We start from the raw sequence: 19,854 nt of genomic DNA, 5'->3' as shown, positions 1-19,854 counted from the left end.
CATCAGACGTCCAGGTCGACCACCACCGGCGCGTGGTCGGAGGCGCCCTTGCCCTTGCGCTCCTCGCGGTCGACGTAGGCGTCCTCGACGGCCTTGGCGAAGGGCTCGTTGCCGTACACCAGGTCGATGCGCATGCCGCGGTTCTTGGGGAAGCAGAGCTGGCGGTAGTCCCAGTACGTGAACGGCTGGTCGTACTTCAGTGGGCGGGGCACGATGTCGTTCAGCCCGGCCTCGCGCAGCGCGGCGAGGGCGGCGCGCTCGGCCGGGGTGACGTGGGTGGCGCCCTCGAAGGCCGCCCGGTCGTAGACGTCGTCGTCCGTCGGCGCCACGTTGTAGTCGCCGAGGACGGCGAACGGGCGGCTGCCCTGCGCGTCGCCGTACACGGCCGCCTTCAGCGCCTCGAACCACTGGAGCTTGTAGGCGTAGTGCGGGTGGTCGACCTCGCGGCCGTTGGGCACGTACACCGACCAGACGCGGACCGGGCCGCAGGTCGCCGAGATGGCGCGCGGCTCGGTCACCCCGTCGTACCCCGGGTCGCCGGGCAGGCCCTTGACCACGTCGGCGAGGCCCACCCGGGAGAGCACCGCCACGCCGTTCCACCGGCCGGTGGCGTGCACCGCGGCCTCGTAGCCCAGCGCGCGCAGCTCGTCGAACGGGAACTGCTCCTCGGCGAGCTTGGCCTCCTGGAGGCAGAGCACGTCGGTGCCGCTGCTCTCCAGCCAGGCGAGCAGCCGCGGAAGGCGGGCGGTGATCGAGTTCACGTTCCAGGTGGCGATGCGCATGTCCACCAACCTACCCGGAGGGTCCGACAACGCGGTCCTCACACCTCCGCGGAGGCTCCCGGGGTGAGCCGCTGGTGGTCCGCGCCGCCCAGCATGCCGATCTGGTGGTCGTAGATCGGGCGGGCGAGGTCGGTGAGCAGGGCGTCGTGGATGTCGTAGGCGCGCTGCGGCTTCACCTCCCGGACGTAGTCGATGACCTCGGAGATCTTGTTCCAGGGCGCCATCACGGGGAGCATCAGCGTCTCCACCGGGTGGTCGGGGACGGTGAGGGCGTCGCCGGGGTGGAAGACGCGGCCGCCGTCGATCAGAAAGCCGACGTTGGTGATGCGGGGGATGTCCGGGTGGATCACCGCGTGCAGTTCGCCGTGCGCCTGCACCTCGAAGCCGGCGGCGGTGAAGGTGTCGCCGTGGCCGACGGTGTGCACCCGGCCCGGGAAGGCCGCGGAGATCTGCTCGGCGACCGACTTCAGCGTCCAGATCCCCGCCTCGGGGTTCGCCTCCAGGGCGGCCCGCAGCCGGCCCTCGTCGAAGTGGTCCTGGTGCTCGTGCGTGACCAGGATCGCGTCCGCGCCGAGCGCGGCGTCCTCCTCGCTGAACATCCCCGGGTCGATGACGAGGGTCCGCCCGTCCTTCTCCAGGCGGACGCAGGCGTGCGACTTCTTCGTGAGCTTCATGACTCCCATCCTGCCGTGCGAGCGCCCCTCCGGGGATCTCCCAGGGTGGTGCTCGCACTGCCAGGACGACGATCACTCCGCCGGGGTGGTCTCCTCCCGCACCACCTGCTGGGCCACCGTGAAGGCGCGGTTCGCCGCCGGCAGGCCGCAGTACACGGCCGCCTGGAGCAGCACCTCCCGGATCTCGTCCGGCGTGAGGCCGTTGCGCAGCGCCGCCCGGGTGTGGTCCGCCAGCTCCTCCAGATGGCCGCCGGCGACCAGCGCGGTCAGGGCGACGCAGCTGCGGGTACGGCGGTCCAGGCCCGGCCGGTCCCAGATCTCGCCCCAGGCGTATCGGGTGACGAACTCCTGGAAGTCCCCGGAGAACTCGTCGGCCTGCTCCAGCGCCCGGTCCACCTGCGCGTCGCCGAGCACCTCCCGGCGCAGCTTCAGCCCGGTCTCGTACCGGTCCGGCAGCTCGGCGCTCTGGGCGGGTACGGCGGCCGGGGCGATCTCGGCGACCGGCGCGGCCGGCTGCGGCACGGCCGGGGCCGGGACGACGGCCGCCGCGGGCAGGGCGGTCTGGCCGGTCTCGTACGGCTGCTGCCAGGCGGTGGAGAAGTGGTGCACCAGCAGATCGGTGACGGCGGCCGGCTGTTCCACCGGCACCAGGTGGGAGGCGCCGGGGACGACCGCCAGCCGGGCGTCGGGGATCCCGGCGACCAGGGTGCGGGCCTCGGCCGGGCCGGTGATCCGGTCCTCGGAGCCGACCAGCACCAGCGTCGGCACACCGACCCGGCCCAGCTCGGGCCGTACGTCGAAGGAGGCCAGGGCCTCGCAGGCGGCGATGTAGCAGCCCGGGTCGGTGGTGCGGACCATCTGCACGGCCCAGTCGGTGATCGCGGGCTGGGCGGCGGCGAACCCGCCGGTGAACCAGCGCTCGGGTGCCGTGCGCGCGATCGGGTCGAGCCCGTTGGTACGGACGACCACCCCGCGCTGCCGGAACTCGTCGGCGGTGCCGAACCGGGGCGAGGCCGCCACCACGGCGAGGGAGGCGAGCCGCTCGGGATGGCGCAGCGCCAGCTCGATCCCCACGGCGCCGCCCAGCGCACAGCCGGCGTACCCGAAGCGCTGCACGCCGAGCGCGTCCAGCGTGGCCAGCAGCCGCGCGGTCAGCTCGCCGACCGAACCGGCGGGATGGGCGGGGGCGCCGCCGTGCCCGGGCAGGTCGAAGCGGAAGATCCGCCACTGTTTGGCCAGTTCCGGCACCTGGCGGTCCCACATGTGCCATGTGGTACCCAGTGAGGGACCCAGGATCAGGACCGGAGCGTCTTCTGGCCCGTCGAAGCGGTATTGCAGGGTGTTCGGGGGTGTCTCACTCACGCCCCAGACCCTCTCACGTCTCACGGACGCCCCTATAACGGGGGAACGCTGGATACCGTTCTGACCAGGTTGAAGACCTCGCGGGCGGCATACCGCTTGAGGCATCGGATGATCTCACGGCGGGTCTTGCCCTCCTGGGTGCGGCGTTCGTAGTACGCCTGAGTGCGCGGGTCGTGGCGCAGGCGGGTGAACACGATGCGGTGCAGGGCCGCGTTCGCCTGCCGGTCGCCGCCGTGGTTGAGGCGGCGCGTGCGCCGCCGGCCGGAGGAGTACTCGATAGGGCTGACTCCGCAAAGGGCAGCAAAGGACGCCTCGGTGTTCAGCCGCTCGGGGTTGTCTCCCATAGTGATCAGGAGAGTGACGGCGCTGTCCGGGCCGATGCCCACCGGTACGAGCAGTTGCGGCGCGTGGCGTTCGACGAGCCGGGTCAGGCGTTGGTTCAGCTCGTTGATCTGCCCGGTGAGCTGTTCGATGCGTTCGGCGAGCATGCGTAATGTCATGTGGGTGGCCTGGACCACCGCGTCCTCGTCTCCCCCACCATCGGGTGGGCTGAGGGTCGCGCAGGTGCGGAACAGCTCGGCATTGCCCAAGCTCGACAACCGTTCCCGCAGGGCGGGGTCGGCGATGACCAGGACGGCCTTGAGCTGGTTGATCGCCTGGGTGCGGGCCTTGACCGCGGAGTCCTTGGCGAGCTTGTAGATCCGGGCGCTGTGCACCGGGCCGTCGCCGGACTTGGCCTGGGCCCGGGTGCGACCGCTGAGCACGGCTCGCGCTGCGGCCTGCGCATCGAGCGGGTCCGACTTGCCGAGCAGACGGCGGGCTGTGCGGTCAGGCCGCTTCACTTCGAACACCTGGACATGCTGGGCCAGCAGGTAGCGGGACAGGCCCGCGCCGAAGGTACCGGTGCCCTCCACACCGGCCCGGCGCACCGTCCCCCGCCTGCGGGCCCACACGAGCAGCCGCCGGTAGCCGGCCACCGTCGCCGGAAAGGACTCGGTGCCAAGGACCTTCCCCAGCGGGGAGATTACGGCGGCGACGTGCACCTCACCGTGCGTGTCCACGCCGAGCACGACTTCTCTCCGCACGGGAGGATCCGTACCGGAGGAGGTGCTGCGCTGTCTGGTCGTCATGGTGGTTCGCCTCCCGCAGGGTGACACGCTGAGTGGATGGCACCGGCCCGCTCGGGCGGTCTGAACCGTGATGGCGCCTGGAACTCGGCAAGGCCCCTATTGGGACACGCCCTGTGGCTCGGTGACAGCAGAAGCCAGCCCGCAACGACGGTCGACAAGCCTGTGACTGGACACTTCGGTCAAAGATCTCAAGAGTCAGACCCCCGTCCGGGTCGGCATCGCGCAACCGTCGCATCGATCCCGGCGTATCGGCATCTACCGACCACAGCCGGATGGCTTCGCCCGAACCAATGCCCAACCTGGCCGGAGCAGGCTGAGAATGAGTTGACTCCCCGCCCACTCGCGACCGGCAATGACAGACAGCCGTCTGGGCCGCCTTACGGTCGCCCTCCATCGGCCATCGCACGAACGGCTTCGAGCCCTCATTCTGGTGCACGGTTGTCCGCAAGTCATGGAGCGGGCTGCCAAAGAGGCTGCCTAGCAACTCGGCAAAGGCACCGGCGAGTGCTTGGGAACTCGGTCTACTCGAGTAACGGGGAACAGCAGCACCGCACGAAGGGGCGGCCGCGTGGAAGGCATGGCGCATGTGGGCGCTGCCGGACCCGATGCTCGCGGCCCCCGTCACCGACCCGGCGCCGCCCGATGGGTGGGCCGCCGAGGAGAAGTGGGACGGTTCTCCAGACACCTCGTGATGTCTCATTCGCGTTGGCACCGTTCACCCAGGTCACGACTGGTCCTTCGTGCGTGCGGCTGAGGCTTGCCGGGTGTCTGCGCCGCTGCTGACGTGCCGCTGGGTCTCCTGGGGGCCGTGCCAGTCCAGGCAGACGGCGGTGGCATCGTCTTCGAGCCGGCCGTCGGCGGCGTCCCGGACCGCGGACGTCAGCGCCAGCGCGGTCTCCCTCGGGTGCAGATTCCGGGTGCACCCCAGCAGGGCGGGCAGATCGACCTTCTCTCCGTGACGTTCGAGCATGCCGTCGGTGAACATGAGCAGACGGTCACCGGGCCGCAGGTCGAGGTCCTGCACACGGTACGGGTGGGGAGTCAGCTCAGACAGCCCGAAGGGATGGTCCACCTCGCAGGCAATCGTCTCCACAGCCCCGTCGCGCATGCGCAGCGGCCAGGGATGACCGGCGTTGACGAACCGGGCCCGCCCGGTATGGAGATTGATGCGCAGGAGCTGCCCGGTGGCATGACCGTGGCCGTGTTCGATCAGTGCCTGGTCTGCCCGGTGGGCCTGTTCGCCCAGGCCGGTGCCCGCCCGGCGGGCACCGCGCAGGGCGCCCACCAGGACCGTGGCGGCCAGGGCGGAATCCATGTCGTGGCCCATGGGATCGGTCACCGACACGTGCAAGGTGTCGCGGTCCACGGTGTAGTCGAAGGTGTCGCCGCTGAGGTCCTCGGAGGGCTCCAGGTTCCCGCACAGGGTGAACTGTGCGGCCTCGCACGACAGCGACAGGGGCAGCAGCTGGTACTGGATTTCAGCTGCCAGGGTGGCCGGCTTGGAGCGTTTGCCCCAGGTGTAGAGATCGGTGAAGCGGCCGTTGGCGATCACGATGTAGGCCAGGATGTGGGCGGCTTCCCCGACTGCGTCGAGCACGTCCTCGCCAGGGCCGGTCGGCAGGAGCAGTTCCAGCAGCCCGATCGCATCCCCGCGGTTGGTGACGGGCACGATCACCCGCTGCCCCTCGCCGGTCGCGTCCTGATACAGGCGCTGGGTACGGATCACCTCCTCGTAGACACTGCCGAACAGGGGAACCCGCTCGGCCTGCCGCCCACCCTGAGTGGGAGCGGTGGACAGCCGAGCCACCGCCTTCCCCGTCAGGTCCACGATGAGGAAAGAGACCTTAGTGGCCTCGAAACGCCGCCGCAGGTCCTCCGCGATCACGTCGACGGCGTCCGCCGGCGCCGCTGTCTCCGCTGCTGTCAGCAATCGAGTGAGCCCACTTTGTCCACCGCTCACGACCGCAGTCCCTTCCGCAACCCCCCACCAGCTTGGTAATCACCGCAGTGAGCGTCAATCCGTGAACAGTCACGCTCCGGCGTTCGCCCGCGGACGGGGCCGCCACGGCTGCTCTGTACAAAAGCGGCTCGACAGGCCGATGTCTTATGCGACACGCCAGAGTCTGGAGCTCCATGGTGGGCGGGCTTCGACGGGCACGTCCGGAGGAGTAACTCACAGCCGGTCACCCCGTACGGGAGCCGGATCGTCGGCGGCACCGAGGCTTGAGCCGCGACCACCCATGTAGGACTTCCGGACGGGGAGCAGCGCGCTCCCACGGTCGGCGACCTGCCGCTTGCCGAACGACGGTTCGTGGGGCCTGTGCCCGCGCCGCCGCTCATGCCGCGTCGCGCCAGGCGGCGATACCGGTCACCGTGACCGCGACGGTGACCGGCTCCGCGGCACCGTGGGTGGCGAGGTGGGTGACGAGGGCGGCTGTCACCCGGTCGTGGACGTTTCGGGCGATGTCCAGCGCCCGACGACCCTCCGTCAGGACGCAGCGCACCTCGATGTGCCATCCCGAACCGTCCGGCGCCCGGTCGGCGCGTACGCCGGCCTCAGGTGGCGTGGTGTCCGCCCGGGTGGGCGCGGCGGCTGCCGCGAGGCGCCGGGCGAGGCGGGGCTGCAGGGCGGCCACGCCAGGAACCGCGAGGGCTGCCTCGGCCGCGACGCCGGGGAGCGCGGTGGTGCCGGTGGCGGTCATCATGCGCCACCGCCCGTCGGGAGGCGGGGACCGAGGGTCGGTCCCGGTTCCAGTACGTCGGCCACGGTGATGTCGACGGCTGTCACCGTGAGCCCCAGGTCCTGTCCGGCCGAGTGGAGGACCGATCGGCGTACCTGGTGGACCCGGTCGGCCAGCGGGCGGTCGAGGGCGGCGGCCAGGGTCATGGTCACCCGCACGTCGGTGCCGTTGCCCTCGTGTACGAGCCGGCAGGTCGCGGCCCTGGCACCGGGGACCGTGTCCGCGGCCCGCCTCAGCACCTTGGCCGCGGCGCTCTCGGCGATCCGCAGGTCCCGGTCGGGGTCGGCCAGGGGCAGCAGCCGCCCGAACCGGACCTCTGCCCTGACGACGTCCATGACCCGGTCGGCGAGTGCGTGCAGGCCCGGAGGGTCCTCGTCGCGCAGCGTCCGGGCGGCCGCGTTCACCGTGGCCAGTCCCTCGACCGCCTCTCGGCAGTATGGACAGGACACCGGGTGCGGGTCCGCGGCCGGTGGTGCGTCCCGCGCCTGTTCCCAGACCCGGCTGAGCAGGCGGCCGCAGGGCAGTACCTCATCGCCTGCGATCGGGGGCACGTCGGCGGCGGCCCAGCCGTTGCGGGGCCCGCCGGCTCCGGGCGGTCCGGGAGGCCGCGTGTGCGGGTCGTCTAGCGCCATGAGCCCATCGCCTCCTGCAGGGATCGGCGTGCCCTGAACAGTCTGCCGCGTACCGTCTGCTCGTCGGTACGCGTCACGTGCGCTATCTCCTTGTAGGGCAGGCCCTGCACCTCCCTCAGGATCCAGCAGACCCGCTGTCCGGCGTCCAGCTCGGCGAGCGCGCGGAACAGGGCGGCCATGGCCGCGTCCTCCTCGGCGGTCCGGGCGGGCTGGCTCCCCGCGTCGCCCGCCGCGGGTTCGGCGACGGTGTCCAGGGAAAGAGGCGGCGGCCGTCGGTGGCACATGGTCTGGCAGCGGTTGACGGTGATCCGGTACATCCAGGTGTGGAACTCCGCCCTGTGGCGGTATTCCGGCAGGTGGCGCCAGGCGCTGACGAAGGCGTCCTGAACGGCCTCCTCGGCGTCCTGGGGGTTGCCCAGCATGCAACGGGCCAGGGTCAGCAGGGACCGGCTGTGCCGCTGGACGAGAACGGCGAAGGAGTCCTCGTCTCCCTCGGCCGCCCGTACCGCCAGCAGGCGGTCGGGCAGGTCGCACCCCAGTCGTGGGGAAGCAGTGCGTTCGATCATGACGCTCCCACGCAGGCTCGGAACGATCGTGTACCCCCGATACGAGTTGTGACGCACATCACATGCCAGACGCGTGAGGATTGTGCCGCCCGGTATGTCCAACGTTCGACGGGCACCATTCCGGTGTCCGGCCGACCGATCGAGGCGACCGCCATGACGGACAACATCACCAGCGTCGGCGGGGGCAGCCGGCCCGATGCGGGCGTGAGCGCGCTCAAGGGCCGCACCGGGGCCGGGGCTCCGGCCGAGACACGGGGCAGGACCACCATCGCGGACGGTGTGGTGGCCAAGATCGCGGGCATGGCCGCCCGCGAGGTACCGGGCATCTACAACCTGGGAGCGGGGATGGCCCGCGCCTTCGGCGCCATGCGGGAACGCGTCCCCGGCGCGGGCGGAGGCGGAGCGGTCACCCGCGGCGTCAAGGTCGAGGTCGGGGAACGGCAGGCCGCGGTGGACCTGGACGTCGTCGTCGAGTACGGCGTCTCCATCGTCGACGTCGCGGGCGGCGTACGCACCAACGTCATCAGCGCCGTGGAGCGGATGACGGGCCTGGAGGTCGTCGAGGTGAACATCGCCGTCGACGACGTCCACCTGCCCGACGACGAGGAGGAACAGACCGAACCGGACGAGGGCCGCGTGAGGTGACCGCTGCCGGGAGCACCGCCGTGTCCTCGGGCCCGAGCGGATGAACACGGTGAGAGGGACGCTCGCGAGACGGGTGAGTGCGAGATGAACACAGCAACGACGGGACTCGCGGCCGGCATGGCCCTCGGCTTCGCCGGCTACTTCGGCGGCTTCTGGGCCTTTCTGCTGGTGCTGGTCCTGGGTGCGGCAGGGCTGATCGTCGGCCTCGTCGTACAGGGCGACCTGGACCTCCGGACACGGAGGCAGCGGTGAAGACCCGGCCCGGTTCCCCCGGTGAGGGGTCGGGCCCGCCGGCGCCGGCCGCCGGGCTGCCGCTCCCGGCCGAGCGGGGCGCAACCGTCATCCCGGACAGGGTGGTCGCCCGCATCGCCGCGCAGGCCGCGCGCGCGGCGCAGTCGCGGCGCGCCGCCGTACCGCCCGATCGGGGCGGACCCGCGGCACCCCACGCCTCCGCCGCCGTCCGTACCGGATCGGTGCGCCTGCATCTGACCATGGACCTGCCCTACCCCACCGACATCCCCCGTGTCTGCGAGCGGATCCAGCGGGACGTCGCCGAACGGGTCGCCCAGCTGACCGGGCTGCGAGTGGGAGAGGTCCTCCTCACCGTCCGGCGGCTGGTGACCGCCACCGACTCGAGCCGGGGGCGGGTCCGGTGAGCGGCCGGGCGGCCCGGGTCACCGGGCACGCCGTGCAGGAAGGGCGATCGTGATGACATCCGGTCCACGTCCCCCGGGCCGCGGCTCCGCGTCGTCCGCGCTCCGTGCCGCGGTGCCGCTGACGAAGGAGCCCGACTCTCCCGAACGCGACGTGTCCACCTCGGACGTCACAGCCGGTGAGCGCGAAGGAGGGCACCGAACCCGTCGCAAGTGGTCGGCACGCAGCGTCACGGCGGCGCTGGTCGCCGCGGTGATCCTCGCGGCCGCGGTCGCGACGCTCGTCGACGTCGTCGCCGTACGGGCGGGACGTCCGGCCGCGGCCTGGCGACGGCACCTGGCCGACGAACTGGCGACCCGCCCGGTGGACGACGTGTGGATGCTGACGGGGGCCGCCGTGGCCGCCGCCGTGGGCGTCTGGCTGATCGTCCTGGCCCTCACCCCCGGTCAACGCCGTTGGCTGCCCCTGCGCTCACCCGCCGGCTGCCCGCGCTTGCGGGCCTTCGTGGACCGCGACGGAGCCGCCGTCCTGCTGCGCGACGCCGCCATGCGGGTCCCCGGAGTCGGCGCGGCGCACGTCCTGGTGGGCCGCCACCGCATCAAAGCCCGCGCGGACGTCCGCTTCCGAGACCCCCGACAGGTGAAGGACGACCTCACCGCCGTCCTCGACGAGGAGCGCGACCGGCTCGCCCTCGCCCGTCCTCCCCGCATCGCCGTACGGGCGCGGCGACGCACCCGCTGACACAAGACCCGCAGCACCGGAGCCCGCCATGACGCCGCGATCCGCCCTCAACCGCACTCTGCTGGCCCTCGCCGGACTGGTCCTCCTCGGCGGCGGACTGCTCATCCTCTTCGCCGGGCTCGACCTCTACCGGCGGCACGATCTGGCCCCACCCGCCGGCTGGCCCCTGACCACCCCGGCCGACGTCCTGCTCGGCTCCGCCGACCGGGCACGCTGGAGCAGCCAGGGCTGGTGGTGGTGGCCCGCGGTCATCGCCGCCCTCGTCCTCACCGCCCTGCTCGCCCTGTGGTGGCTGCTCGCCCAGCTGAGCCGACACCGCCCCGGCTCACTACCCGTCGGCGGCACACCCCCGCAGGAAGGCGTCGAACTGCGCGACCGCGCACTCAGCGAAGCGATCGCGAACGAAGCCGGTGCCCTGCCAGGGGTAGGCCATGCGGCCGTACTCATCACCGGCCGACCGGGCCGCCACCGCACCCGCATCAAGCTCACCCTCACCCCCGAGGGCACGCCCGGCGCCACTCTCGGTGCCCTGTGCGAAGGCCCGATCGGCACCGCGCGTCGGTCCACCGGCCTCATCGACATGCCCGCCGAGGTCCGCCTACAGGTCAGCCGCCACGGACCACACCGCGTGGAGTAAGGAGGAGATCGGCCGTTCCCGCCGACGCCCTTGCGGCCCACCGCGGTCCGCGGGCGCGCCGACACCACTCCCCGAAGGAGAGATCATGATCATCCTGGGCGTCATACTGCTCGTCGTCGGCTTCCTCACCGGCCTGTCCATCCTGTGGACCATCGGGATCATCCTGCTGGTCGTCGGAGCCATCCTGTGGATCCTCGGCGCGATGGGACACGCCGTCGCCGGCCGACGCCACTACTGGTAGTCGGAATCGTCGCCCTGCAGGGCAGTGATCCAGGCTGCGGGCAGGCCGGCAGACGTCGCGGACCCCACCAAGACGTTCCGCGGCGGCGGACGACGGCGGCGGCGGAGAGGTCGAGCCGGCTGAGGCCGCCGCCGATGCCGGCCAGCCGCCGAGGCTCGACCGGGGCGCGCCCGGTGGCCGTTGTGCCGGTCCTCGCCGCACGAGCGCACGGCCGACTCGTTGGGGAGTCGGTGGATCGGCCCCCACGATCCGGGCGGAAGTTCCCCACCGCGTCGGCCCGTGAGTCTCCGTCGGGAGTTCGTATGCACAGCACCTTCGTGAGGATCCGCCCGAACGTCCCCCGGGGCCACAGCGATGGCGGGCGGTGAGCGGCAAGGACCCGCGGAAGGCTCCACCCGGTCGGAGTGCTTCGGGGAGGAGTTTCTGGGAGTCCTGCTGGACCAGGGGCACGAGTTGCCGCCGCACCAGCTCGGTCCGCTCGTCGCACGGCAGATCGGCAGGCTCGACGGCCGCGAGACCTCTATCTTCCTGCAGGACTACGGCCAGGTGTGGTTCGTCCCCCTGCCGGGCGACGGGCTGGCGGCCGGGGAACCGCAGCCGATCGACGCCTCCGACGCCGGACGCGCCTTCCGGGAAGCGCGTCCCGTCGAGGTTTCGCAGGCCGACGGTGTGCGGGTCTATCTGCCCCTGCTGGACGGTGGCGACCAGGTGGGCGTCATGGCCGTCACCCTGGACCGTCTCCAGGACGACGAGCGACGGCTGCTGCGCAGGCTCGCCTCACTCGTGGCCGACATGCTGGTGACCAAGCACGGTTACACCGATCTGTTCTTCCGGCTGCGCCGCAGAGAACCGATGAGTGTGGCGGCGGAGATCCAGTGGTCGCTGCTGCCACCGCTGGCGATGTCCACGCCCCGGGTCGAGCTGGCCGGGATGCTGGAACCCGCCTACGACGTGGCCGGCGACAGCTTCGACTACGCCCTCAACGGCGATGTCCTGCATGTGGCCATGGTCGACGCGATGGGCCACGGACTGGACGCCGCCACGATGGCCACGGAGCCTACCGGCATGCCCGGCGCAGCAGCGTCGGCCTGTCGGAGATCTATACGTTCATGGACCGGGCCGTCGCCGATCAGTTCGGCCCCGACCACTTCGTGACCGCTCAGATGATGCGGCTCAACACGGCAACGGGCAGGCTTCAGTGGGTCAATGCCGGACATCCCGCTCCTCTGTTGATCCGTGGACACCGTGTCGTACGACGGCTGCAGGGCCCGACGACGCTGCCCGTCGGCTTCGGCGGTCACGAGCCCCGGATCAGCGAAGTGGCTCTCATGCCCGGCGACCGGATCCTGTGCTTCACCGACGGACTGATAGAGGAGCGCGATGTCGGCGGTGAGGAATTCAGTGAGGAGCAGCTCTTCGGGTGGGTGAACCGTCTTGAGCCCACGGCGCAGCAGATCCGGACGGTGGCACGCTCCCTCTCCCACACGCTGCAACGGGCGCGGGGCGGGATCACGACGGACGATGCGACGCTCCTGCTGATCGAATGGCGCGGGACCGCCACCGACGACCTCGCCCTCCCGGAGTGAGCCGGCCTCCCGCCCCCAAGGAAAGGCCGACGGCACGCAGCCTTTCCCCCCACCGCCGATCTCTCACACTCCTGCTGCCGCGGTGGGCACGTGACGGGTGACCGGTCCGTCAGGAGTGCGTGAGGCGGGGTGGGGGGCGTCGTGTCCGCCTTCGGAGTCCCAGACCGCCTCCCGGAGCGAGTCCGAGTCGGCCGCTGCCTCTGCCGCGGCCCGGAAACGTTCGGCCTCATGGATCAGGCCGGTCGCCGTGAGGCTCCGCGACGGGTCGGTGGCCGTGGCCATGAGCCGGGCTGCGGTGGCCGGGGCTGTCTCCGGTGGGATCACCAGCATGTCCCAGCGGCCGAAGGTGTGGGACAGCAGCAACAGCTTGTGCGGGTCCTGCCCGGCGTTGGACCAGCCGACGCGCACCATGTGGCCGTGCGCGGGCACTTCACCCGGGATGACCGGCCACAACGTGCGGCTCACCGCTATCCGGGTGATCCGCCCCCACAGCGGGTCGAGACATTCGACGAGCGCCGGGAGCTCCTCCGTCAGGTTGCGCGAACGGGGCCACCAGGCACCGTCGATCAGGGCCGGAGGGGCGCCGGCCCGCGCCAGCGTGAGTCGGAGCGGTGACGAAGAAGGGGCCCGGTCTCCGACTGCGGGTGTGAACGGAATGGTCGCGGTCATGACGCGGACCCAACCCCGGGCCGGTCACGGCCGGCCCGGTTGCCATGAATCGCCGAGAACGACCCGGCGTGGAAGCCGGTGTACGAGATGCTCTCGGTAATCACCAGGATACTCCTCGCCGAGGCCCGGCGGACTGGCGGGGAGTGACGGGCTGAACGGAACGACACACGTCACAGAGCCAGGGGAGTGCTGGGCCGGGGCATGCGGGCCGTCGGGCGTGAGACCGGTCCGGGAGCCGGCATACCAAGGGCCCCGGCGCCCTCGGCCCACTGCCGCCGGTATCGACGGCCGCTTCGCCGAATGCGGCGGCGTCTCCACAACCGCCCCGGCGTGTGCGGAGTACCGTGGACAGCACCGAGGGCATTTCGCACACCGGCTTCCACGCCGGGTCGTTCTCGGCGAGAGATGAAACCCGGGTCGCCGCGAAGGCGGCCCGGAGACGGGTCCGCATCATGTCGGCGACCTTGCACCAACTCCTGCCACACCACGAGCCCGTCGCAGCCCCGGCCGTGCGTCTCGCGCTGAAGACCGACGGCCCGTCGCGCGGCCTCCTGGACGGTGCCTGGTGGCCCCGCTCCCGAGACCTGCTGAGCGAGCTGCCCGCACTGACCGATGTGCTGGACCCTCTGTGGGGCCGCATCACCCGCATCGCCGTCAACCCGAAGTACTGGCCGGTCATCCCGCACGAGATCCCCGTGGGCGGTCATGTCGTCAAGGTCGGATGGTTCACCCCGGAGATCGACCCACACAAGCTGCTGCTGCTCTCCTACGGCACCGGCCGCTGGGACCTGCTGGTCATCCCACCCGAGACCGAGACGGAGTCGGCGGCCCGCCTGATGGCGGCCGCGTCCGACTACGACGGTCCGCCGCTGACGTCAAGCGCTCTCATGGCCGCGGACGAGACCCGGCACGCCGTCTCCGCCGCCGACCGGCCGCTCGAACCGGACGAGGCAGGGAAGTACGAGAGCGGCCCCTCCTCTGCGGCCGATCCGGCACAGACCGGTCGCGTCAGTCGCCTGATCATCGGCATGTGAGACATGAGCACCTTTTTGACGACCAGCGTCTTCCTGGTCCTCATCGCAGCGGCGGCGTCCGTGATCCACCGGCTCAACTTCGAGCAGGCGGAAAGGATCGCCGTGCACCGGTACAGTCGCGCGCTGCCCGGCGGCCCGCGCCGCAGCACCGACACGGCACAACCCCCTGCGACCAGCACCGTCCAGGTCGCCGGCCGTCGGCGCGGTTCGTACCGACGGGTTTCGGCGCTGTCTCACGAACCGACGCAGGCCCATGCAGAGGTCTCGACCGGCGGGTCCCCGCCCCAGGTGGTCCTCGTCCCGAGGAGCAGCACATGCAAGTCGTGATCGTTCTCATCGTCGTGATCGGCCTCCTGGCCGTCCTGGCTCTCGCCCTGTCCGTGAAGGTCGTCAAGCAGTACGAGAAGGGAGTGCTGTTCCGCTTCGGTCGACTCGTCGGAACACGCTCCCCAGGACTGCGGTTCATCATCCCGTTCGTCGATACCCTGCACCGGGTGTCGCTGCGGGTCGTCACCATGCCGATCCAGTCCCAGGGCATCATCACCCGGGACAACGTGAGCGTGGACGTGTCGGCGGTCGCCTACTTCCGGGTCGTCGACGCCGTGAAGTCGGTCGTCGCCGTGGAGAACGTCAACGCGGCGATCAACCAGATCGCCCAGACCACCCTGCGGAAGGTCGTCGGCCGGCACACACTCGACGAGACGCTGTCGGAGACGGACCGTATCAACCTGGACATCCGCCAGATCCTCGACGTCACCACCGTCGACTGGGGTGTGCAGGTCACGCTGGTCGAGCTCAAGGACATCCAGCTGCCCGACACCATGAAGCGCGCCATGGCCCGCCAGGCCGAGGCCGAGCGGGAGAAGCGAGCGAAGATCATCAACGCGGAGGGCGAGTCCCTGGCCGCAGCCGCGCTCGGCGACGCCTCGGACACCATGATGGCCCACCCCCTGGCGCTTCAACTCCGCAATCTCCAGAGCCTGGTGGAGATCGGTGTCGACCAGAACACCACCGTCGTCTTCCCGCCCCTCATGAGCACGATCGGCGAGCTCGGCTCCTTCCTCGCCCGGGAAACCGCTGCCGCCGCACCCGCCGCGGCAGCGCCACCGGCCGGCACCGGCCGCACCGACACGTCCCTCAGCCCGGCAGGCAGCGCGCCCGGCACCGCGGCGTGAAGCCGACTACGGCCCGAGCGATCCGTGGCACCAGGGAGGATTCGTGACCGTCGCCTGTCGCGCGCATCCTCCGGGCACCGGCTGATGATGGGGGTACGGCCGAACACGCGGAGCTGATCATGACGGGTTGGCGGGTCAGGGACTACGCCCAGGACGATCTCGAAGCGGTGATCCGTGTCGACATGGAGAGCGGCACGACCGAGGAGCCGCCGCTCTTCCCGCTCTCGGACGCCGTGACGGCCCTCCAGGCACGCCACCCGGCCGTGGTGGCCACGGCCGACGACGTGCTGATCGGCGCCGCGGTGAGCAGGGTGGAGGGCGAACGGGCATGGATCCTGCGCATCTGCATGGCGCCCGGCTGGCGGCAGCGCGGGCTGGGGAGTGCCCTGATCACCGCCCTTGAGCAACGGCTCTTCGCCGTCGGCGTCCGCGCGGTGCACGCCGCCCTGCCCGAGGGCGAGACCGGTGCCACCGCCCTGCGCAACTGCGACTTCGGCGCCCGCCCCGGGCTGGTCTTCTTCGAGAAACGCGGACCGGTGACCCCGCAGTCGGCCGGCACGCTGTCCTCGCTCGGAGCGGAGCTGCCGCCAGGGGGGCTGTGGCAGAAGGTCGCGGGCATGCAACGGGAGAAGCAGCTCATCGAGCGGCGCCTGGTCCTGCCGCTGGCCCATCCCGAACTGGCCGCCCAGCACGGAGTGGAACTGCCACGGGCGGTGATGCTGTTCGGCCCGCCCGGGACCGGCAAGAGCACGTTCGCGCACGCGATCGCCAGCCGCCTGGGATGGCCCTTCCTCGAACTGTTCCCCGCCCGTCTGGCCGCCGAGTACGGCCTGGCGACCGGGCTGAACCGGCGCTTCGACGAGATCGCCCGGCTCGACCACGTCCTCGTCTTCATCGACGAGGTCGAGGAGGTCGCCGGCGAACGCGGCGGCGCGGACGCGACCGCTGTCGGCGTCGTCAACGAACTGCTCAAGGCGATCGTCCGGTTCCGCAGCCAGGACGGACGGCTGCTCGTCTGCGCCACGAACAACGTGACCACGCTCGACTCCGCGTTCCTGCGGCACGGCCGTTTCGACTACGTGCTGCCGATCGGCCCTCCCGACCACACCGCCAGGACCGCGCTGTGGGAGAGCTACCTGGTCCGAGCGGGCGCACGGGCCGACAGCGCGGTACTCGCGGCCGCCAGCGAGGGGTTCACCCCCGCCGACATCGCCCACGCGGCGCGTACCGTCTCCCAGGCCCAGTTCGAGCGCACCTTCGACACCGGAACCCGGACCACCCCCACCACCGACGACTACCTGGACACGATCCGCGACACCAAGCCCACGGTCAGCGCCGCCATGGCCCGGGAATTCGCCCAGCAGACGGAGGAGTTCGCCCGCATCTAGCGTCCAGGCCGGTGGAGAGTCGATCTGCGACGGACGTGTCAGGCCGGCGCAGGAGGCATGCCGCCGCCCGTATCGATGAGGATCTGTTTGGCCTCGGTGACGTTTTCGGCCCGTACGGCCCGGGCCATCGCGGCGCGTGCCGCATCGGGCGGCGTGTCCGGAGGGACCAGCATCAGGGAGAAATGGTCCCGGTCGCCCCGGGTGATGAGGACGGTGTCGTCACCGACCGGAAAGGAGTCGATGTGCACGACCCGGTCGTCGACCATCACCCGGGTCGGCAGTTCGTCCCAGGCACTGCCGTCCAGACCGACCCGGGTGACAGGCCCGAGATGCTCGGTCAACGCGGAGATCAGCGAGGGAAGCTCGGCACCGATGTCCCGGGACCGCGGCCACCATGCGCCGTCCAGGATTCCCTCGCGTGCGTGTGTCGTCTCCAGCCGCAGCAGGGCCGTCCCGGGGTGCACCGACCGGTGCACGGCGTCCGGCAGGAGCCTGGGGAAGTCGGGGGTGTCTGAGCCTGCCATGGTGTCCGCCCGTCCGCAGAGAGCAGTGCGACCGCACGGCGTGCGGCCACGATACGACCCTCCTACCTCACGGTACTCCGCACGACGCGCCCGCGAGCGCTTCGCCGCAGGGCGCGGTTGCGAAAACAGGCAACGGCTCCGGCGTATACCCGCCGGAGCCGCCCTTCCGGGTCATTGCACGTGAGCGTGCGCCGACCCGCATCCGTCGTAAGCAATCCTTGCGAGGGTTCACTTCGGTCCGAGACGCCGACGCGGCGGCTCAGCCACGCCCTTCCTCTTCCGTCTCCATCTGCCGGATCCCCTGGTGCGTCAGCGTGATCATCCCGGGCGTGTTGCCCCTCTCCCAGTCCACGACGACCCAGCCTTCACCTGCCAGGTACATACAGGCAGCGGCCATGTCCTGCTCAGGGATACCCAGGTCCGTGCGGAGCTTCGCCCCATCGACACCCAGGAGGCGATTGCCTTCGGCGGCTTGGTACAGAGCCTGCATGATCCTCTCGCGGTACGTCTTTCGGTCTCGCAACATCGCCATGACGCGCCTTCCTCTACCGCCCACGGTCGGGCCGAAGCCGATGTCATCCGCGGTCGCCGTCGCGGTGGGGCGCGTCGGAACGGTCGCGTCCACCGACCGACGGTGTCTCCGGGGCCGACGCCCGATCCCCGGCAGAACATCGCTGTAGTGGAAGGCAGCGATCCGTTCGGCGTGCTGGCCGTTGAGCCGGTGGATCAGAACGACTCCGACGGCGATCAGGACGAGCAGCACGGCCACGGCGATGACGAGCATGGGATCTCACCTCCGCCGACCGGCGGGCGAAGGCCCTGCCGAGCCGATGGGCCGGGGCAGGGACGACGGTCGACCTGCTCCGCCGTCGGCCTCCCAGGCTTCTTCCCTGTTTCGTGCATCGATCCTGTCTGCTGCTTGCTCCCGGGCCGAGGCATCGACGCCGTCGCCGGCCATCAGCTGCGCGGCGGCATCCGCACCGGTTTCCGGCGGAATCACCAGCACGTCCCGGCGGCCGTCAGCGGAGAAAAGAGTGAGTCTGTGGGGATCCTGCTCCTCGGTGGACCAGCCCACCTGCACGGTGCGCCCGGCGTAGGACACCCAGTGCGGCAGGACGGGCCAGTAGGCCGGGTGCACGGTGACACTCGTGATACGACCCCAGAGATCGCCCAATGCGGCCGTCAACGACGGCAGCTCACGGGTGAAGGCGCGGGAGCGAGGCCACCACATACCGTCCAGCCCGCCCGGCGCGGGCGTCAGGGACAGCCGGGCCGGCTGCGGCGGCGCACATCTGATCGATGTCGTACGGTCAATGGTCACAGCCATGGCGCGGACCTGTCCCCGGGCTCGTGGGTGCGGCCCGGCGCTGTCGATCACCGGGAACGGCACCCGCATCGGAGCCGGTGCGCGAAGAACTCCCGGTGTCTTCAACACTACTCCGCTCACCGGTCCGAAAAGCCCGGGATGACCAGGCAGTTTCCTGCCTTCGGGACCGGGTCGCCGGTGCCGATGCCGGTCAGAGCCAGTCCTTGCGCTTGAACGTCAGATACAGCAATGCGGACAGGAGCACGATGACTGCGGCGGAGGTGATGAATCCCGACTCGCGGCCGAAACCGGGATAGGGGAGGTTCTGGCCGTAGTAGCCGGTGATCGCGGTGGGTACGGCGATGATCGCGGCCCAGCTCGTCACCTTCTTCATGATCAGGTTCATGCTGTTGGCCTGGACCGAGAGGTTCGTCTCCATGACCGAGGCCACCAGGTCCCGCAGTGATTCCGTCCACTCGGTGGCACGCAGCACGTGGTCGTAGACGTCCTGGTAGTACGGGACGAGAGGGTCGGTGATCAGGTGCAGGCCGGGGCGCATGAGCCCATTGACCACCTCGCGCATCGGAAGCACGACGCGGCGCAGCCGGACGAGCGATTTACGCAGCGCGAAGACCCGGCGCTGCACGGCTTCGATCTCACGGCGCCCAGCCGCGAAGAGCAGGCCCTCCAGCTCCTCGATGCCGTCGTCCAGTTGCTGGACGGCGGCGAAGTGTCCGTCCACGAGATGGTCGAGCAGGCCGTGCAGCAGGAATCCGACGCCGTGGCCGGCCAGGTCCGGGCTCTCGTCCCAGCGGGCGACGACGTCCTCGATGTCGAAGCCGTCGTCCTTGCGGACGGTGATCATGGCCTGGCCGGTGAGGAATACGGCGATCTCGCTGTACGTCAGCTGCGCACCGTCCGGGCTGACGGTCACGGCATAGGCGCTGAGGAACTCGTGGGTGCGATAGCGGTCGAGTTTCGGCCGCTGTCCACGCTGGGCGGCATCCTCCAGAGCCAGTTCGTGGATGCCGAACTCCTGACCGAGCATGGTGAGTTCAGCGGCTCCGGGCCGGTGCAGGTCCAGCCACAGGACCGACGCCGGATCAGCGAGATGCGCAGGGACGTCACCGACGGGAAAGTCCTCCAGGACGAGAGTGCCGTCGTGATACAGCCGGGTACGCGTCACCATGACCCGAGGCTAGTGTCTTATATCCCTTCCATGCCGCTTCGCCCCGATTGCCAGCGCGGCAGGTTCATCGACAGCAGTCACCCTCCGGGGAGGATCTCACGACGTCAAAGCCCGGCGACATCCGCAGGCTCCGGCCAACAAGCACCGGGGTGCCGGTCCGAAGGCAGGGATGTGGGTA

23 protein-coding genes and 1 pseudogene are annotated in these 19,854 nt (G+C 70.7%); 11 read left to right on the top strand and 13 right to left on the bottom strand.

Annotated elements, in window-relative coordinates:
• Nucleotides 1-2: 2 nt before the first annotated feature.
• From ACWCV9_RS12320 to ACWCV9_RS12285, 8 genes are all read right to left on the bottom strand, one after another.
• Nucleotides 3-782: an exodeoxyribonuclease III gene (locus tag ACWCV9_RS12320; protein ID WP_450785946.1), complete on the bottom strand. Its 780-nt coding sequence runs from the start codon at nt 780-782 to the stop codon at nt 3-5.
• Between the two features lie 38 nt (nt 783-820).
• Complete coding sequence (locus ACWCV9_RS12315; RefSeq protein WP_450785945.1) at nt 821-1,456, bottom strand: MBL fold metallo-hydrolase; 636 nt, start codon at nt 1,454-1,456, stop codon at nt 821-823.
• A 72-nt stretch (nt 1,457-1,528) separates the two neighbouring features.
• Entirely contained in the window at nt 1,529-2,818 is a 1,290-nt protein-coding gene (gene pcaDC, locus ACWCV9_RS12310; RefSeq protein ID WP_450785943.1) for a bifunctional 3-oxoadipate enol-lactonase/4-carboxymuconolactone decarboxylase PcaDC, read from the bottom strand.
• Between the two features lie 32 nt (nt 2,819-2,850).
• Nucleotides 2,851-3,948 (bottom strand): IS110 family transposase, encoded by a 1,098-nt coding sequence (locus ACWCV9_RS12305; RefSeq protein ID WP_450785941.1) that lies wholly within the window; start codon nt 3,946-3,948, stop codon nt 2,851-2,853.
• Nucleotides 3,949-4,672: 724 nt separating this feature from the next.
• Nucleotides 4,673-5,908 carry a PP2C family protein-serine/threonine phosphatase gene (locus ACWCV9_RS12300; RefSeq protein WP_099054838.1) on the bottom strand — a complete coding sequence of 412 codons (1,236 nt, stop codon included), beginning with the start codon at nt 5,906-5,908 and terminating at the stop codon, nt 4,673-4,675.
• Nucleotides 5,909-6,284: 376 nt separating this feature from the next.
• On the bottom strand, nt 6,285-6,653 hold the full coding sequence (locus ACWCV9_RS12295) for a hypothetical protein (RefSeq protein WP_351092570.1): 369 nt from the start codon (nt 6,651-6,653) through the stop codon (nt 6,285-6,287).
• Nucleotides 6,650-7,321 (bottom strand): hypothetical protein, encoded by a 672-nt coding sequence (locus ACWCV9_RS12290; protein ID WP_450785939.1) that lies wholly within the window; start codon nt 7,319-7,321, stop codon nt 6,650-6,652. Before ACWCV9_RS12290 ends, ACWCV9_RS12295 begins: the two co-directional genes overlap by 4 nt.
• Complete coding sequence (locus tag ACWCV9_RS12285) at nt 7,312-7,887, bottom strand: RNA polymerase sigma factor (protein WP_450785937.1); 576 nt, start codon at nt 7,885-7,887, stop codon at nt 7,312-7,314. Before ACWCV9_RS12285 ends, ACWCV9_RS12290 begins: the two co-directional genes overlap by 10 nt.
• Nucleotides 7,888-8,040: 153 nt before the next feature.
• On the opposite strand from ACWCV9_RS12285, the gene ACWCV9_RS12280 reads away from it, so the two are divergent.
• The 7 genes and pseudogenes from ACWCV9_RS12280 to ACWCV9_RS12250 all read left to right on the top strand — a co-directional run bounded on the left by ACWCV9_RS12280 (nt 8,041) and on the right by ACWCV9_RS12250 (nt 12,391).
• Nucleotides 8,041-8,532, top strand: a complete 492-nt coding sequence (locus tag ACWCV9_RS12280) for an Asp23/Gls24 family envelope stress response protein (protein ID WP_450785936.1) — start codon at nt 8,041-8,043, stop codon at nt 8,530-8,532.
• 84 nt (nt 8,533-8,616) lie between these two features.
• The gene (locus tag ACWCV9_RS12275) at nt 8,617-8,784 is read left to right on the top strand and encodes a hypothetical protein (RefSeq protein ID WP_030645371.1); all 168 of its coding nucleotides are present in this window, start codon (nt 8,617-8,619) and stop codon (nt 8,782-8,784) included.
• Nucleotides 8,781-9,188 (top strand): Asp23/Gls24 family envelope stress response protein, encoded by a 408-nt coding sequence (locus ACWCV9_RS12270; RefSeq protein WP_385842456.1) that lies wholly within the window; start codon nt 8,781-8,783, stop codon nt 9,186-9,188. The genes ACWCV9_RS12275 and ACWCV9_RS12270 overlap by 4 nt, the downstream gene beginning before the upstream one ends.
• A 112-nt stretch (nt 9,189-9,300) precedes the next feature.
• On the top strand, nt 9,301-9,927 hold the full coding sequence (locus ACWCV9_RS12265; protein ID WP_450785933.1) for a DUF6286 domain-containing protein: 627 nt from the start codon (nt 9,301-9,303) through the stop codon (nt 9,925-9,927).
• 28 nt (nt 9,928-9,955) lie between these two features.
• Nucleotides 9,956-10,564 (top strand): alkaline shock response membrane anchor protein AmaP, encoded by a 609-nt coding sequence (locus ACWCV9_RS12260; RefSeq protein WP_353757239.1) that lies wholly within the window; start codon nt 9,956-9,958, stop codon nt 10,562-10,564.
• Nucleotides 10,565-10,649: 85 nt separating this feature from the next.
• A complete protein-coding gene (locus ACWCV9_RS12255; RefSeq protein ID WP_099054839.1) occupies nt 10,650-10,805 on the top strand; it encodes a DUF6131 family protein in 156 nt (51 codons plus the stop codon).
• A gap of 354 nt (nt 10,806-11,159) precedes the next feature.
• A pseudogene (locus tag ACWCV9_RS12250) lies at nt 11,160-12,391 on the top strand (PP2C family protein-serine/threonine phosphatase).
• Nucleotides 12,392-12,454: 63 nt separating this feature from the next.
• Here ACWCV9_RS12250 and ACWCV9_RS12245 read toward each other — a convergent pair.
• Nucleotides 12,455-13,060, bottom strand: a complete 606-nt coding sequence (locus ACWCV9_RS12245) for a DUF5994 family protein (RefSeq protein WP_450785932.1) — start codon at nt 13,058-13,060, stop codon at nt 12,455-12,457.
• A gap of 344 nt (nt 13,061-13,404) precedes the next feature.
• Here ACWCV9_RS12245 and ACWCV9_RS12240 point away from each other — a divergent pair, with 344 nt between their 5' ends.
• The 4 genes from ACWCV9_RS12240 to ACWCV9_RS12225 all read left to right on the top strand — a co-directional run bounded on the left by ACWCV9_RS12240 (nt 13,405) and on the right by ACWCV9_RS12225 (nt 16,657).
• Complete coding sequence (locus ACWCV9_RS12240) at nt 13,405-14,094, top strand: DUF5994 family protein (protein ID WP_450785930.1); 690 nt, start codon at nt 13,405-13,407, stop codon at nt 14,092-14,094.
• A 3-nt stretch (nt 14,095-14,097) separates the two neighbouring features.
• Complete coding sequence (locus ACWCV9_RS12235) at nt 14,098-14,421, top strand: hypothetical protein (RefSeq protein ID WP_450785928.1); 324 nt, start codon at nt 14,098-14,100, stop codon at nt 14,419-14,421.
• Nucleotides 14,409-15,269: a slipin family protein gene (locus ACWCV9_RS12230; protein ID WP_450785927.1), complete on the top strand. Its 861-nt coding sequence runs from the start codon at nt 14,409-14,411 to the stop codon at nt 15,267-15,269. Before ACWCV9_RS12235 ends, ACWCV9_RS12230 begins: the two co-directional genes overlap by 13 nt.
• Before the next feature lie 119 nt (nt 15,270-15,388).
• Entirely contained in the window at nt 15,389-16,657 is a 1,269-nt protein-coding gene (locus ACWCV9_RS12225) for an ATP-binding protein (RefSeq protein WP_450785925.1), read from the top strand.
• A 38-nt stretch (nt 16,658-16,695) separates the two neighbouring features.
• Here ACWCV9_RS12225 and ACWCV9_RS12220 read toward each other — a convergent pair whose 3' ends face one another.
• The 4 genes from ACWCV9_RS12220 to ACWCV9_RS12205 form a co-directional block, all read right to left on the bottom strand.
• On the bottom strand, nt 16,696-17,181 hold the full coding sequence (locus ACWCV9_RS12220) for a DUF5994 family protein (protein WP_450785924.1): 486 nt from the start codon (nt 17,179-17,181) through the stop codon (nt 16,696-16,698).
• A gap of 259 nt (nt 17,182-17,440) precedes the next feature.
• Nucleotides 17,441-17,965: a hypothetical protein gene (locus ACWCV9_RS12215; protein ID WP_385842446.1), complete on the bottom strand. Its 525-nt coding sequence runs from the start codon at nt 17,963-17,965 to the stop codon at nt 17,441-17,443.
• A 6-nt stretch (nt 17,966-17,971) separates the two neighbouring features.
• Nucleotides 17,972-18,508: a DUF5994 family protein gene (locus tag ACWCV9_RS12210; protein ID WP_386417322.1), complete on the bottom strand. Its 537-nt coding sequence runs from the start codon at nt 18,506-18,508 to the stop codon at nt 17,972-17,974.
• 190 nt (nt 18,509-18,698) lie between these two features.
• Nucleotides 18,699-19,676, bottom strand: coding sequence for a magnesium transporter CorA family protein (locus ACWCV9_RS12205; protein WP_385842444.1), 978 nt, complete (start codon nt 19,674-19,676; stop codon nt 18,699-18,701).
• Between the last annotated feature and the right edge of the window lie 178 nt (nt 19,677-19,854).

This window comes from Streptomyces sp. NPDC001606 (genome assembly GCF_053596835.1).
Note: the sequence above shows the minus strand (reverse complement) of the source record. Positions and strands in the feature narration are given on the sequence as shown.